Origin of the sequence: Paenibacillus taichungensis, from assembly GCF_003287275.1 — a bacterium.
GTDB lineage: Bacteria > Bacillota > Bacilli > Paenibacillales > Paenibacillaceae > Paenibacillus > Paenibacillus taichungensis_A.
In genome coordinates, this window is record NZ_QEVW01000009.1 from 208,458 (window position 1) to 221,528 (window position 13,071).

Annotated in this window: 17 protein-coding genes and 1 tRNA gene; 12 read left to right on the forward strand and 6 right to left on the reverse strand. The window is 43.6% G+C overall.

Annotation, left to right across the window (positions count from 1 at the left end; genetic code table 11):
• Position 1: 1 nt before the first annotated feature.
• Both DC345_RS15725 and DC345_RS15730 read left to right on the forward strand, forming a co-directional pair.
• A complete protein-coding gene (locus DC345_RS15725; protein ID WP_024631187.1) occupies positions 2-1,033 on the forward strand; it encodes a FecCD family ABC transporter permease in 1,032 nt (343 codons plus the stop codon).
• Positions 1,034-1,077: 44 nt separating this feature from the next.
• Positions 1,078-2,793: an ABC transporter ATP-binding protein gene (locus DC345_RS15730; RefSeq protein WP_113053890.1), complete on the forward strand. Its 1,716-nt coding sequence runs from the start codon at positions 1,078-1,080 to the stop codon at positions 2,791-2,793.
• Positions 2,794-2,948: 155 nt separating this feature from the next.
• Here the strand turns inward: DC345_RS15730 and DC345_RS15735 are convergent, their stop codons facing one another.
• The gene (locus tag DC345_RS15735; RefSeq protein ID WP_113053891.1) at positions 2,949-3,365 is read right to left on the reverse strand and encodes an ABC transporter substrate-binding protein; all 417 of its coding nucleotides are present in this window, start codon (positions 3,363-3,365) and stop codon (positions 2,949-2,951) included.
• Positions 3,366-4,039: 674 nt separating this feature from the next.
• Here DC345_RS15735 and DC345_RS15745 point away from each other — a divergent pair.
• The 3 genes from DC345_RS15745 to DC345_RS31755 all read left to right on the forward strand — a co-directional run bounded on the left by DC345_RS15745 (position 4,040) and on the right by DC345_RS31755 (position 6,066).
• On the forward strand, positions 4,040-4,483 hold the full coding sequence (locus DC345_RS15745) for a hypothetical protein (RefSeq protein ID WP_146752139.1): 444 nt from the start codon (positions 4,040-4,042) through the stop codon (positions 4,481-4,483).
• Positions 4,484-4,524: 41 nt separating this feature from the next.
• Complete coding sequence (locus tag DC345_RS15750; RefSeq protein ID WP_181586607.1) at positions 4,525-4,911, forward strand: DUF5071 domain-containing protein; 387 nt, start codon at positions 4,525-4,527, stop codon at positions 4,909-4,911.
• 135 nt (positions 4,912-5,046) lie between these two features.
• On the forward strand, positions 5,047-6,066 hold the full coding sequence (locus DC345_RS31755) for a VanZ family protein (RefSeq protein ID WP_258530687.1): 1,020 nt from the start codon (positions 5,047-5,049) through the stop codon (positions 6,064-6,066).
• Positions 6,067-6,176: 110 nt separating this feature from the next.
• On the opposite strand, the gene DC345_RS15760 is transcribed toward DC345_RS31755, so the two are convergent.
• Positions 6,177-7,079, reverse strand: coding sequence for a manganese catalase family protein (locus DC345_RS15760; RefSeq protein WP_113053895.1), 903 nt, complete (start codon positions 7,077-7,079; stop codon positions 6,177-6,179).
• A gap of 229 nt (positions 7,080-7,308) precedes the next feature.
• Here DC345_RS15760 and DC345_RS15765 point away from each other — a divergent pair, with 229 nt between their 5' ends.
• From DC345_RS15765 to DC345_RS15780, 4 genes are all read left to right on the forward strand, one after another.
• Positions 7,309-7,605 carry a hypothetical protein gene (locus DC345_RS15765; protein ID WP_113053896.1) on the forward strand — a complete coding sequence of 99 codons (297 nt, stop codon included), beginning with the start codon at positions 7,309-7,311 and terminating at the stop codon, positions 7,603-7,605.
• A 54-nt stretch (positions 7,606-7,659) separates the two neighbouring features.
• A complete protein-coding gene (locus tag DC345_RS15770; protein ID WP_113053897.1) occupies positions 7,660-7,980 on the forward strand; it encodes a DUF3889 domain-containing protein in 321 nt (106 codons plus the stop codon).
• Between the two features lie 158 nt (positions 7,981-8,138).
• Positions 8,139-8,351 carry a hypothetical protein gene (locus DC345_RS15775; protein ID WP_113053898.1) on the forward strand — a complete coding sequence of 71 codons (213 nt, stop codon included), beginning with the start codon at positions 8,139-8,141 and terminating at the stop codon, positions 8,349-8,351.
• Positions 8,345-8,626, forward strand: coding sequence for a hypothetical protein (locus DC345_RS15780; RefSeq protein ID WP_079349571.1), 282 nt, complete (start codon positions 8,345-8,347; stop codon positions 8,624-8,626). The genes DC345_RS15775 and DC345_RS15780 overlap by 7 nt, the downstream gene beginning before the upstream one ends.
• Before the next feature lie 59 nt (positions 8,627-8,685).
• Here DC345_RS15780 and DC345_RS15785 read toward each other — a convergent pair whose 3' ends face one another.
• The 3 genes from DC345_RS15785 to DC345_RS15795 all read right to left on the reverse strand — a co-directional run bounded on the left by DC345_RS15785 (position 8,686) and on the right by DC345_RS15795 (position 9,967).
• Positions 8,686-8,922, reverse strand: coding sequence for a DUF3892 domain-containing protein (locus tag DC345_RS15785; protein ID WP_076288193.1), 237 nt, complete (start codon positions 8,920-8,922; stop codon positions 8,686-8,688).
• A gap of 110 nt (positions 8,923-9,032) precedes the next feature.
• Positions 9,033-9,476, reverse strand: a complete 444-nt coding sequence (locus DC345_RS15790; RefSeq protein WP_076288307.1) for a GNAT family N-acetyltransferase — start codon at positions 9,474-9,476, stop codon at positions 9,033-9,035.
• A gap of 236 nt (positions 9,477-9,712) precedes the next feature.
• Positions 9,713-9,967, reverse strand: a complete 255-nt coding sequence (locus DC345_RS15795; protein WP_113053899.1) for a hypothetical protein — start codon at positions 9,965-9,967, stop codon at positions 9,713-9,715.
• Between the two features lie 144 nt (positions 9,968-10,111).
• Between DC345_RS15795 and DC345_RS15800 the strand changes: the two genes are divergently transcribed.
• Both DC345_RS15800 and DC345_RS15805 read left to right on the forward strand, forming a co-directional pair.
• Positions 10,112-10,184, forward strand: a tRNA-Val gene (locus tag DC345_RS15800).
• A gap of 573 nt (positions 10,185-10,757) precedes the next feature.
• The gene (locus DC345_RS15805) at positions 10,758-11,138 is read left to right on the forward strand and encodes a hypothetical protein (RefSeq protein WP_113053900.1); all 381 of its coding nucleotides are present in this window, start codon (positions 10,758-10,760) and stop codon (positions 11,136-11,138) included.
• A gap of 136 nt (positions 11,139-11,274) precedes the next feature.
• Here DC345_RS15805 and DC345_RS15810 read toward each other — a convergent pair whose 3' ends face one another.
• The gene (locus DC345_RS15810; RefSeq protein ID WP_113053901.1) at positions 11,275-11,613 is read right to left on the reverse strand and encodes a winged helix-turn-helix transcriptional regulator; all 339 of its coding nucleotides are present in this window, start codon (positions 11,611-11,613) and stop codon (positions 11,275-11,277) included.
• A 127-nt stretch (positions 11,614-11,740) separates the two neighbouring features.
• Here DC345_RS15810 and DC345_RS15815 point away from each other — a divergent pair, with 127 nt between their 5' ends.
• Positions 11,741-12,937: an NADH-dependent flavin oxidoreductase gene (locus tag DC345_RS15815; protein ID WP_113053902.1), complete on the forward strand. Its 1,197-nt coding sequence runs from the start codon at positions 11,741-11,743 to the stop codon at positions 12,935-12,937.
• The last annotated feature ends 134 nt before the right edge of the window (positions 12,938-13,071 follow it).

Sequence of the window (13,071 nt, forward strand, 5' to 3'; positions counted from 1 at the left end):
CATGGAATCCTCAACTCTGGTTGGAGCAGAACGCAAAAAGAGAACAAAAAGCACCATTGTCATGATTGTGCTTGGTGCGTTGATTATTACGGCTTTTATTATCAGTATGAATACAGGGTTCACTCGGCTTTCTCCACTTGAGGTTATGCGGACCTTGTTTGGCGGTGGGACGGCAAAGCAGGAACTGATCCTGTTTGAATTCCGTTTGCCGCGTATCGTCATTTCGGTTCTGGTTGGTGCAGGACTTGCGCTGTCCGGTTGTATTCTGCAGGGGGTATCCCGAAATCCTCTGGCTGATCCAGGGATTCTGGGTATCAACGCTGGAGCGGGATTGGTTGTGATGTTGTTTGTATCCTTCTTCCCAACAACGACGGCGGCTCCGGTATTTTTGCTGCCAATTCTGGCCCTGATCGGTGCAACATTTGCTGCATTTCTGATTTATGTGCTCTCTTACAAAAAGGGAGAAGGTCTCATGCCTACGCGCATGTTGCTTACAGGGATTGGGGTAGCTGCAGGGATCAGCTCAGCTATGATCGTACTTACACTTCGGCTCAGTCCGGAGAAGTATCAATTTGTGGCCACTTGGATGGCAGGTAGCATCTGGGGTTCCAACTGGAAATTCGTAACAGCGTTGCTGCCGTTTCTCATTGTCCTTGTGCCGCTTGTTCTGTATAAAGCCCGTGTGCTCAATGTGCTGAACCTTGGCGATCAAACAGCGAGTGGTCTCGGCGCACCGGTGGAGCGTGAAAGACTGATCCTACTGGCTGCTGCCGTGGGACTGGCCGGATCATGCGTATCCGTCAGTGGCGGCATTGGTTTTGTGGGTCTAATCGGTCCACATTTGGCACGTCGTCTCGTGGGACCAAAACATCAGTTCCTTTTGCCTGCATCCGCTCTGGTCGGATCATTGCTTGTGCTTGTTGCAGATACGCTGGGACGCGTAATCTTGCAGCCTTCAGAGATTCCGGCAGGTATTCTGGTTGCCATCATTGGTGCCCCGTACTTCCTGTATCTCTTGAGCAAAACGAAATAGAAAGCAATCATGTTGTATGGTTGCTATAAGGAGGACTCCAGTCCATGCTTCGCCGTTTCTTTGCCTATTACAGGCCTTACAAAAAGCTGTTCATTCTGGACTTTAGCTGCGCGATTTTTGTAGCTCTGCTGGAACTGGCCTTCCCGCTGGCAGTTAATAGAGTCGTGGATGACCTTTTGCCAGGGGGACGCTGGGACTGGATATTATGGGCATGTCTTGCGCTGCTCGCGATCTATCTATTAAACTCGTTCCTCAACTTTGTTGTTACATACTGGGGACATAAGCTTGGTATTAATATCGAGACCGATATGCGTAAGGCACTTTTTAACCATGTACAGAAGCTGTCATTTCGTTTCTTCGACAATACCAAAACCGGACACCTAGTCTCTCGTATGACCAATGACCTCATGGATATCGGCGAGATTGCCCATCATGGCCCGGAAGATGTATTTATCGCAGTGATGACGTTGATCGGTGCATTCAGCATCATGATGAGCATCAACGGAAATCTGGCCGTATTAACATTTATTATCGTACCGCTCATTATTTATCTATCCTTGTATTTTGGCAGCAAGATGTCCAAGGCATTTAGCCGAATGTTTGGGGATATAGCGGATTTTAACGCACGTGTAGAAAACAATGTAAGTGGTATTCGCGTGGTTCAGGCTTTTGCTAATGAAGAGCATGAAAAAGCACAATTCGCTGTGAACAATAGCCGCTTTCGTCAGACCAAACTGATCGCGTACAAAATCATGGCTTGGAACTCTTCCATCAGTTACATGCTGATGAAGCTGGTATCCCTTTTTGTACTAGTTTGCGGCACTTGGTTTGTCATTAATGGAAGTATGAGCTATGGTCAATTTATTGCGTTCATTATGCTGTCCAATGTGTTTCTTACACCCATTCAGAAGATCAACTCCGTTATTGAGACGTATCCAAAAGGGATTGCAGGTTTCAAACGCTATACGGAATTGCTCGATATGGAGCCGGACGTTGAAGATCGACCGGGTGCCACTACGGTCTCTCATCTGCGTGGAGATATCCGATATGAGCAGGTGACCTTTGGCTATTCGGATCAGGAGCCTGTTCTGAAAGGGATTGATCTGAATATTCACGCTGGCGAAACAGTGGCTCTTGTTGGACCATCCGGTGCAGGAAAAACAACGCTGTGCAGTCTGCTGCCTCGTTTCTATGATGTGCTGGAAGGTCGCATCACGATCGATGGTCAGGAGATTCAAGACATGACGCTGGATTCATTACGCAGTCAGATCGGAATTGTGCAGCAGGACGTGTTCCTCTTCGATGGGACAGTTCGTGAGAATATTGCGTATGGCAAGCTGGATGCAACAGAGGAAGAAATCTGGATGGCCGCTCGTCGTGCTCAGATGGAGACACTCATTACTTCCATGCCGGATGGGATGGACACGTTAATCGGGGAACGCGGTGTGAAACTGTCCGGTGGACAGAAACAACGTTTGTCCATTGCGCGTATGTTCCTGAAGAATCCTCCGATTCTAATTTTGGATGAAGCTACATCTGCACTGGATACTGAGACCGAAGCAGCGATCCAGCAATCCCTTGCGGAATTGTCCGAAGGACGGACTACCCTGGTTATTGCCCACAGATTGGCTACGATCAAAAATGCGGATCGCATTATTGTTGTTGCCGAGCAAGGGATTACAGAGCAGGGCAGACACGAAGAATTGCTTGAAGCAGGTGGAGTATACAGTCGTCTGCATTATGCACAGTTTGGTGCCTGAACGTAACAGAGAGTTTGTGAACGTAATATAAGGAAGCTGTATATAAATTAAAAATTAACGCCTTCATCTACTCATTATCTTGAGTAAGCGAAGGCGTCTTTTTTTACTTTTTAATATCACGTTGTGCCTGCTGGCGAGAGAAGAGTATCACACATCTAAGTCAGTGGATGTTTTAAAATACGTGGCATGACTTTGAGTAAACGATCTCTTGTGATCGGGTCATCGAAGTTCCATTTGGCGTTTGTCGTATACGTGTGTGCACGAACAGAGGCGTGGACAATCCATTGTTCCGCTTTCTGTTCTTCACCCACATTTTTCGCAATACAGCGCAGCTGCTCGGCGGTATTGCTGGCCGGATTGATAGTAAGTGTGGGCGCCACCTGCTCAAGCAACTCTCTCATCGCGTCCGAACGGTGCTCATAGACAATAAGGTCAGGCTCCAAACCTGCAATAACGGAAGCGTTGTTGATTACACCCACATCTTGAATGTACTGCAATTGGTTCCGGTACACGATTTGATGACGGATGATGGTGAGTTCTGCGCCAACAGGCCGAATGCCCAGTGTCAGCATTGTCCGGCCATACTGCCCATCGCGACAATTTTGGAAGAGGGTGTGGCTCTGCTTTGCTGTCGCAGGCTGATAACAGCACACCAATCAGGGTAATCATGAGTATAAGGGTACCGATCTTGTGTGTTGCGTCCATCGTTATGGTTTCTCCCGCATAGGCTACTCATTGGATGATGTTAATCATTATCAATATAGTTCGAATGTGATCAGTATATCGAAAGCGGGGACAAACAGGCGGAAAACCTTTGCGCGAAAATAAGGGGAATTTGAAGGAGAGGAGACAAAAGCTATGTTGTACATTTTCATAACCTGGCTAATATTGATTTTAATGTTGATTCTACTGGCTCAAGGTATCCAAAAGATTTCCAAGGATAGAGAGGGATCTAATTTTAAACGTTGGGGCGGATGGTTAATCGGACTTTTTGTTGTAGGCAGCGTACCATTGGGGTATGCATTATATACGGAGTTACGCGGGGGATATATAGGAGCCAACATTGGATTGGGACTAGCTTTGTTTTTCACCTGGGGATACTGTGCACTTTTGTTATGTGTGATATTGATTGTATGGGGAAGGTACTGGTACAAGAGCAATAAATCAAGGTGATTTATTTGGGCAAAACGAATGTGAGACACATGTCCAGGCGAATGCACAAAGAGCAGAAGGCTTCGTTGGTTATGTGGTTGACCGCAAGGAGAATTCCATGCTTGTTGTTAACCCTGCATTTGAAAATTTCAGTGCCAATGGGGGATCGGATCGGTATTATCCGGCCAAATGGTTCTCCAATGCGCCTAATCCTAAGATCGGCTCCTATGTTGAGATTTGGACGGATGGCAGCCCCGAAAACCAGCCTTACCCTGGACAAGCCAGAGCGGAAACGATTGCTGTATCTTGCCCGGCCACCCCAGATGGTGCTCATAGGAGTGAGGAGGATGCCATCCGGGCTGGATTGTACTCGTCAGACGGAGAGCAAGTACGTATTCCTGTAATTGAGAATGTTGATTTTGATCAGAAGACAGGAATATGGACTATTCGTATGCGAGATGCCATGTCAACCACGGATACTCAGGATCAGATTGAAGTGAAAATAGAAGATATCGAGCCGGCAGAGGAGCAGAAGTAGGAATGCTGGATTTCATCGTCGGATGACAAGAGGTGATGAGCATGGATGTTAGAGGATGGCTTCCCCGCGAGAAGCATGATTTCGAAGCGGTGCGTAAGTTAAGTGAATTAGGTAATGAAGAATTGCGAGATATCATTCCTGAGCTTATGGAATGGTTGCAAGATGGAAATTGGCCCATTGCCAAGTCCGTAGAAGATTTACTTTTGAGATTTGGAGAAGAACTTATTCCTCATATTCAAAATGTATTTAAAACTAAAGACCCACAATGGGAATATTTTATGATCAGTGGTTTAATCAGTAGATTGCCTTCCCGATATCTAATAGTATTGAAGGATGATTTGGAAAGAATTTTGAATAATCCTACTAAAAGTGAGATGCTTGAGGAATTGGATGAGGTTGTAGTACCACTACTGAATAAAATACGATAACAAGCAATTTACAATTTAAGAAGCGTATTTTTCATTTTGTGATTCAGAAAAGTTCAGACTGTGCAGACCGCCATTCAAGTCGAGGAAATTTCTGCAGATTATAGTGTGGGAATGATTTGATGATGTAGAAGTTTATTGAAAAAAGAAGGTGTGATTTTGATTTTGTATCAAGGAAAGTCGAGAAAATTCATCATTGTATTGTTATCGTTGTATACTTGTTTAACATTGTATTTCTTATTCTTGGGCTTCGATAGAAGCTCGTCCAGTCTTGATCAGGGTTTACGATACAGCTTAACCCCTCAAGGAATTCCTTTACATTTTCCGATGGGGAGAGATTTTAAGATTTGGTTTTTTGAAATGGGGAACTTTATAGCCTTCATCCCCTTCGGGATGGTCATTCCGCTCCTCTTTCGCTGTGGGTTTATTCGCTTTATCAGCCTATTCATTCTATGTATTACGATGATAGAGACGGTACAAATGATTTCGCGTTTAGGTGCGTTTGATATAGACGATATCCTGATTAATACTTTAGGGGCTGCCGTGGGATATGGTGCACAGCGGGTAGTAATGCATCAGCGGAATACATTAAAAGGACTTATTCGAATCTTCCTGACAGCGATTATTTTCTCAATGGTTACGATATCTGTAGTTGGTGGTCTCAATCATTATTTAGATAACGTTGACGGAAAAAGTGTTGCACTGAATGAACTTGCTTCGAGTGATGGGGCTGTTACATGGGATGAAGAACTCTCCGGTTTTACAGTAGGGCAGACAAATGTCGAGCCTCAAATCAATCTGTATAGTAGAGAGAAACAAAAAACGGATGAGTTTTCATATCTCTTAAATGGAAAATACAAAAATATGACAGGTTATTTCGCTATACCGGACGATATTTTCCGCACAGCGAGCAATGAGAGTATTACAGTAAGCTTTATCGCTGATGGAACCGAAATTTATTCCCTGGTTGTATCAGCGAACAGCGGGGAGAACCATCCTGACTCTTTTCGAATTCCGTTAAAAGGGGTTAATGCATTGACTATAAAAGTATTTAACGATGATTCAAATGCGATGACCAATATTGTAATGTGGGACATTACACTGACAGAGCCAAACACAGGGCAAAAGTTCATCAACAGCATTAAATCCATGTTTTAATACATCAATAAAAGCCCTCGATCCTGCCCACTGAAGCAGCAAGATTCGAGGGCTTAATCCATTTCAAGCCCAATCAAGAACAACTAATACATCCACTACATAATGCTACCTTATTCCGCAATATTTCCCGCCATCTTCAGACGACGTGCAATTTCCTGAAAGTCTTCCTGCGAAATGCCCGGTGCGAATTCCTCTTCCACCGCAGGAGCTTCCGGGATCGGGTACCCTTCAGGTACGCCTTGAATGACTTCCAGCGCTTGTCCATCTTCGGGGTGTGTCCCTTTCCAGATCTGACTGATCGCAGTAAAGTCTTTATCACTATAAGTATACAGCTTGGTGTGTAGGCCTTTTTCTTCGTATTTCCACGCTTCGTTAAAGGATTTGTTGCTCAGGGATGGAATCGGCACCAATTTGGTTACATTCACTCCGGTTGCGATTTCAAGCGCCTTAGCATAAGCGACCACATGTACGCCACCGCGTACCAACAAATAGCCAACAACTGCCCGAGCTGCGGGGTGATCGGTCATTTCGTAAACTTTCATTTTATGTGTACGTGCTCCGCATTCAAGGAAAAAGTTATGCAGCAAATCTTCGACCAAATTCCCACTGTTGAAGACGTTGGCTCCTGTCCAGGGATTGCCCATGGAGTCGAAAGGCATTGCTCCCTGTGCGCCAGCCAGGAAATGATAGGACAGACGTGCATCCTTCACGGAACCAAGCGGTGTATCGTCAGGCTCTTTGTATTCGGTGGAACCTCTGAGGCATTTGTTAATGCCGTGAGACACAAGCTCCACATGACCCAATTCTTCGGCGGTGATACTCATCACCAGATCGTAGAAGGGTTTCAATTTTTCTTTGGAACGAAAATTAAAGGATTGATAGAGGTAGTTGTTCAACGTTGACATCTCTCCGAATTTACCACCCAGCAATTCTTGTATTGCTGCCGCTGCATTCGGGTCCGGTCTCTCGACATTGGGGATTTCAATTGCGATTTCATCCATACGTTTGAACATTCAGGTGTAACCTCCTCGAAATGATTGCTCAGAATAATGAAGTGATGCTTGCATGGCCTATTACACGTTTATTGAATACGCTAAACCCATAATTTTGAAAATAAGGCTTAAGACGTATGTAATGAGTCTACATTTGTTATTTCCAATCCCGTGTTATTTATGTACAATCAGGACGAATGAAGTTAAGTATAGTTGTCATTATCTGATTTAAATGAAGGAGAAACTGAGCGTGCGCAAACGTTGGATTATGGTGGGATGGGGTGTCCTGCTGCTTGTCGTTTTTGGATGTAGCGATGTTACGGGAGCATATGCAGATTATCCGAGTGAGTTGGATCAACAAAGAAAAGATGAGCTTGCAGAAAAGTACGGTTTGGAAAAGCAGGAAGATCCACCTCTGCGAAATTTTTTATTGGAGGGTGACTGGGGGATAAGCTTCAATTCACCAATTGAACGGTATAAGATGGCGATAAGTACAGTTCAATCGCTCCTGCAACCGATTGCGTTTATCATTCGTCTACTGGTGTAAAATAAACTTCTACAGGGCAGGCTAACGTAAACATTGTCCCGAGGAGTGAATGATATGAGAATGCTCATCGTAGCCCTGATGACGGTGATACTAAGTTTAAGTGGATTATCAACCAGTTCAGCAACTGCGATTCCGGATTATGCGAAATGGGGAATTATTGCAGTGAAAGAAACACAAACCAAGTACAACGTGGATATTTTGGATTACAAACACATCGGCCGCACCTCACTAACAGCAGACCAATCTCGTGAACAGTTCAAGTTATGGGTTCGTAACAAAGACGGTAAACAATTTGCTGTATTTGTAAATGTTGATTTTAACCCGTCTACCCAGCAGTTGAAAAAGGTACAATTCATGGAATCGGATCGACGTTGAGATTGCATAGCAAGCAGGACAGGAACCAGACTTCCCTATGAAGGGAGTGAGTCTGGTTTTTTTAATTTCAAGAAAATCCTTTTTTTAGTTATTGAATAAAGAACTTATGTTCGCATATAATAATAAAACAAACACATGTTCTTATTGGAGGGATGATTATGCTAGGAAAATATATTGGTCAGATGGTGGAACTCGTCTACATGGATCGTGCAGGGCATATTACGCAGCGGCAGATTCGAATCAACAGTGTACGCGAAGGAAAGATTAGAGCATCCGCAGGAAAAGAGGGTTCACCAAGAACTTTTCTGGAACAAGGTATTCTGGCATGGCGTCCCGTACTCCATAAGGAAGGGAAGGAAGATATATGCTGAACGATTTTGAACGCAAAATTTTGCGTATAATTGTTAATTATGCGGGCCAGCGCCGCCGAGTGCCACGGATGGATGAGCTGGAGAATAAGACGGGAAGAAGCAAGGCGTTCATTCATGAGTCACTGCTGGAGCTTGAGCGCAGGCAGCATATTGTGTGGGAGAACAAGTCTACGTTGGAAGGTATACTCATTCTGCAAGCATGGGAGCAGGAACCACAACCCATTCGCAAAAGCCAGCCTGCTGGCGATGCCGTGAAATATTTTACCGAATATTAAAACGTAAAAACGCCAACCCGGAATGCCGGATTGGCGCCTTGTTAATCAGTGTACATCTATTAGAAGATAGGAAGTTGATCCAGGTTATTGGTTGGGTCGCCGTCTGCGTCACCGCGAATGTACATTTCGCCGTCTTTGCCTTTAAAGACGTTCACACCTGCAATTGCTCCCGCTTTTACTTCAGCCAGTGCCTGTTGGTAATCCAGCACACGCCCGGATGAAGTTTGGAACGCCGTCAGATCGCCGTCTCCATTTTTTTGTACTGCTGTGAAGCTTTCGCGTGTCGTTTGATCCATGATGTCACACTCTCCTTATCTGGCCAAATAGGAATCTGGTTACCTCTTTAGCCTGTCCGGATCAAAAAAAAGTATGCACCACATAGCTTTATCTCGCACGCAAAGGTTATTTACAGGCTCTTTTGCATACGAACATGCAGAATGTCTGCATCATAAAAAGGCTCTTCCGAGATCACTTCATATCCGAGCTTCTCATAGAACTTCTGCGCCTGGCATTGTGCGTCCAAAACAGAATAGGCCAATCCCAATTCACGTGCCCGTTCTTCCATGGCTAACAGCAGCACACGTCCATAACCGAACGCACGATGCGATTTGAGTACAGCGATGCGCTGCATTTTGGCGGTATCCTTGGTGTAATAGATCAGACGCCCCGTGGCTACTGCCTGTCCATCTTTACTCAACAACACGTGATGCACATCCGGACTGATGATATCATATTGATCAATCTCAATGTCAGCAGGCACTTGCTGCTCGATTACAAAAACGTTATTGCGAATATCCAGTGCTTTCTGGAGTTGTTCTTCAGTCGTTACATAACTAATCTCAGCTGCCAATTCCATACCTTCTTTCTGCTCTACGCTATCAGACTGAATTATACAAAAAAATGCTTTTACTGTATAGTTAAGACTGGAACATACTGGGAGAGGAGGTTTGAACCATGGGTATGGCTGGAGTGATGGCAATCACCCTTTTGATGTCGGCCGGAATGATAGCTTTGTTGTATTATGTGACCAAGAAGGCTTATTCCAAAAAGTGGGACGAAGATGAGTGAAATGCGACATAATGTTTCTCAGGGTAAGACTTCAACATTGCCTTGTGGGGAGTAAACGTCATGCACAACAGACTTGGAATACACATCCATCCAAACAGGCAGGTCATCATTAACCTCATGGGGTACTTTCAACTGTTGGAATTGTACGGTGTGTTCATCGCGTTCTAAACTGCAACCGACAGAAACGTATATTAATGCAACAAGCGCAATCAGACAGGCTATGTTTTTGGCTGTGATAAATAAACGCAGTTTACGTTCTTTCATGTTCCTCATATGGAAGTCACCTCGTCATCAAAATGGTAATCTTTCCTTTATTGTGCACCAATTCGAATAAAATATTACCAATATAACGATTGACAATGAACACGGTTACTTGGTATGATACTGTTACTTGATTGGACAATAACTAGATATCATGATCTGTTAGCTCAGCTGGGAGAGCACTATCTTGACAGGGTAGGGGTCAGTGGTTCGAGCCCACTACAGATCATACGCGAGAAGCCTTGCAGAGCAAGGCTTCTTTTCCTTATAGAAGAAACTTCACTATAATTTTGTGTTCATTAAAGAGAAATGGTCAATTTATGGTCAAGACCATGTTTTTTTGCTAAGTATCTCGTTAATTAAATTGAAATTGCTTTCTACAAGTTCTGTTATTGATTATCGGTAAAAAAATACCAACATCACATTAACTGTGAGTTGGTATTTTTTACGTTAACCCAAACAGCAGCCAAAAGTATTTAATCACTTGGCAGAAACGATTATAAATCGATTGTTTGCCGTCAAAAAGCCTCCATAGTGAGAAAAATAACTGCTTATGATGCAGCGATCCAGCACCGGCATAAATACTTAACAATTGCAGAACTGCTGGAGTTCTAATTTTAAATAAAAAGTTTTCTCCTTGTGTAACATTTCCTGATTGTAAGTGTTCATTTATATATAGGATATTAAAATTACAAACAAAGTTTTGAGTACTCACAAGTAAAGATCAGGGTGCATTTTCAAGCAGACCAAAAATAACTTGAATAAAATAACACCAATCATTCATCATTAGGAGGATATTCTTATGAGAACGAAATCACTAAAATTAATTACAGTTGGAGTGACTTTTGCTTTAGGGGTTGGAATAGGTGTCTATGGCTGGGGAGCTGCATCTGCTGATACTAGTCCCTCTGAAGATCAAATGGAAATAAAAATCAATGATAACGGTGATACATATGGTTCATTTGTTTATCATGATGAAACAGTATTAGATCTAGTTAAGGCTATAGGTGTAGACGGAACTGAAGGTTACATCAAGACTTCAGATATGAATCAAGATTTGCCACAAAATCCAGAAGAAGCAATTCGGAGTATGAATGAACCAAAAGTAGATAAGTATATAAACTTGTACGATAGCAACGAGAATGTTATCGGAAAATTTCTACTCGAAAGTTCAGAAGATTAAAACCAAACTACACTACTCCTCCGAAAGATGCTCTCCATTAATGACTGAGAGTACTTTAAAATCCCAACAAGTAAATTCAGTTCACGTACTGCTGCACTTGTAGTATTCTACTGAAAATATAAAGCTTGCAGTACGTTCACTGACTCTTCTGCAAATCAGCGAGATTCTGTTTACCCCAATCGCAGAGAATCTCCAGCACAGGCATCAGTGTTAATCCTTCACGAGACAAAGAGTATTCTACTTTTGGCGGTAATTGTGGGTACTCTGTACGGATTATTAATTGGTCGGCCTCTAATTCTTTCAGCTGAGAGCTTAGCATTTTATGCGTAATCCCTCCTAAGGCTCTTTTCAATTCTCCATATCGCAATGTTTCTTTTTTCCATAACCAAAACAAGATATGCATTTTCCATTTTCCGCCGATCAACGACATGGCATGTGAAAATGGTTTAACGTTTACTTCCTCAGTAGTTTCCATATTCCACTCTCCTTTTAGATAGTATCTACCTTTTAAGTGCATACTATACTCTTTTTTCACCCTACTATACAATAACCCATGAAACAGAGACAAGGGCGAACAAGCCTAATAAAGGGAGAGAATATATATGGGAAATAGTAATCTTAATTTCTTGCAGCCTTATACATTTGCGAATGGTTTTATGTTGAAAAATAGAGTGGTCATGGCGCCGATGACAACGATGTCCAGTTTCTTCGACGGTTCAATTACCAATGATGAAGTCGATTATTATGCAGAACGGGCTGGTGGCCCTGGTATGATCATTACGGGTGTTGCGTACGTAACCGAAGGTGGAAAAGGCTTCGAAGGTGAGCTTTCCATCGCAAGTGATTCCACAATCAAAGGACTGTCCAAAATTGCAAGGGCCATTCAGAAAGACGGAACGAAAGCCATTGTGCAAATCTTTCATGCAGGTCGCAAAACGAACTCCAAAACGCTAAGAGGTGTTCAACCCACCAGTGCGAGTGCAATCGCTGCCGCACATCCAATCGGCTCTGAGACACCGCGTGAATTAACATCTGAGGAAATCGAAAGCATTATTAAGGATTTCGGCAGAGCAACCTTACGGGCCATTCAAGCTGGTTTTGATGGGGTAGAGCTTCACGGTGCTAACACGTATCTGTTGCAACAATTTTTCTCCGTCAATTCCAATCAACGGTCCGATCAGTGGGGTGGGAGCTTTGAAAATCGCATGCGATTTCCGCTGGAGGTCATTCAGGAAGTTGCATCGGTTATCGATGCCCATGCGGATAAACCCTTCATCCTCGGTTATCGGATTTCACCGGAAGAAATTCATATGCCGGGCATCCAGCTCGAAGACTCCTTGGCGTTTGCCCAGGCTCTGACAGACACTCGGATTGATTACATTCATCTGTCGATGGGAAGTTACAAACGAACCTCTTTAAACCACCCCGATGACAAAGAGCCAATTTTATCTAAATTCGTTCGGGTTTTGGATCACAAAAAACCTCTGATCGGTATCGGATCGATTGAGAGGCCGGAAGACGCAGAAGAAGTTATTAACGCCGGAGCAACTTTGGCTGCACTCGGACGGGAATTGATTCGCGAGCCGAAATGGGTACAGAAGGTAAAAGCAGGTGACCTTGGCAGCATTCGTTACCAAATATCCCCTTCGGATATGGATGAATTGCGCATTCCTTTGGCAATGCAGACTTATCTGGAAGGTTCGTTTCGGGAGGTCATGCACTTTACTACCGACAGTCAGGAAGGGACTGACTACCAGAATTCCCTTGCACCGATGGAGGGCTTTGAGAAGAAAATGTAAAAGCTAAACTATATTAGGTAGACTCAACTTCTGGATCATTAATAGATAGTTATCAATTACGGAGCAACCATTTCCTGCTATTACAAGAGGGAATGGTTGTTTTTAATTATACAATAATTATTTACAAACACAAT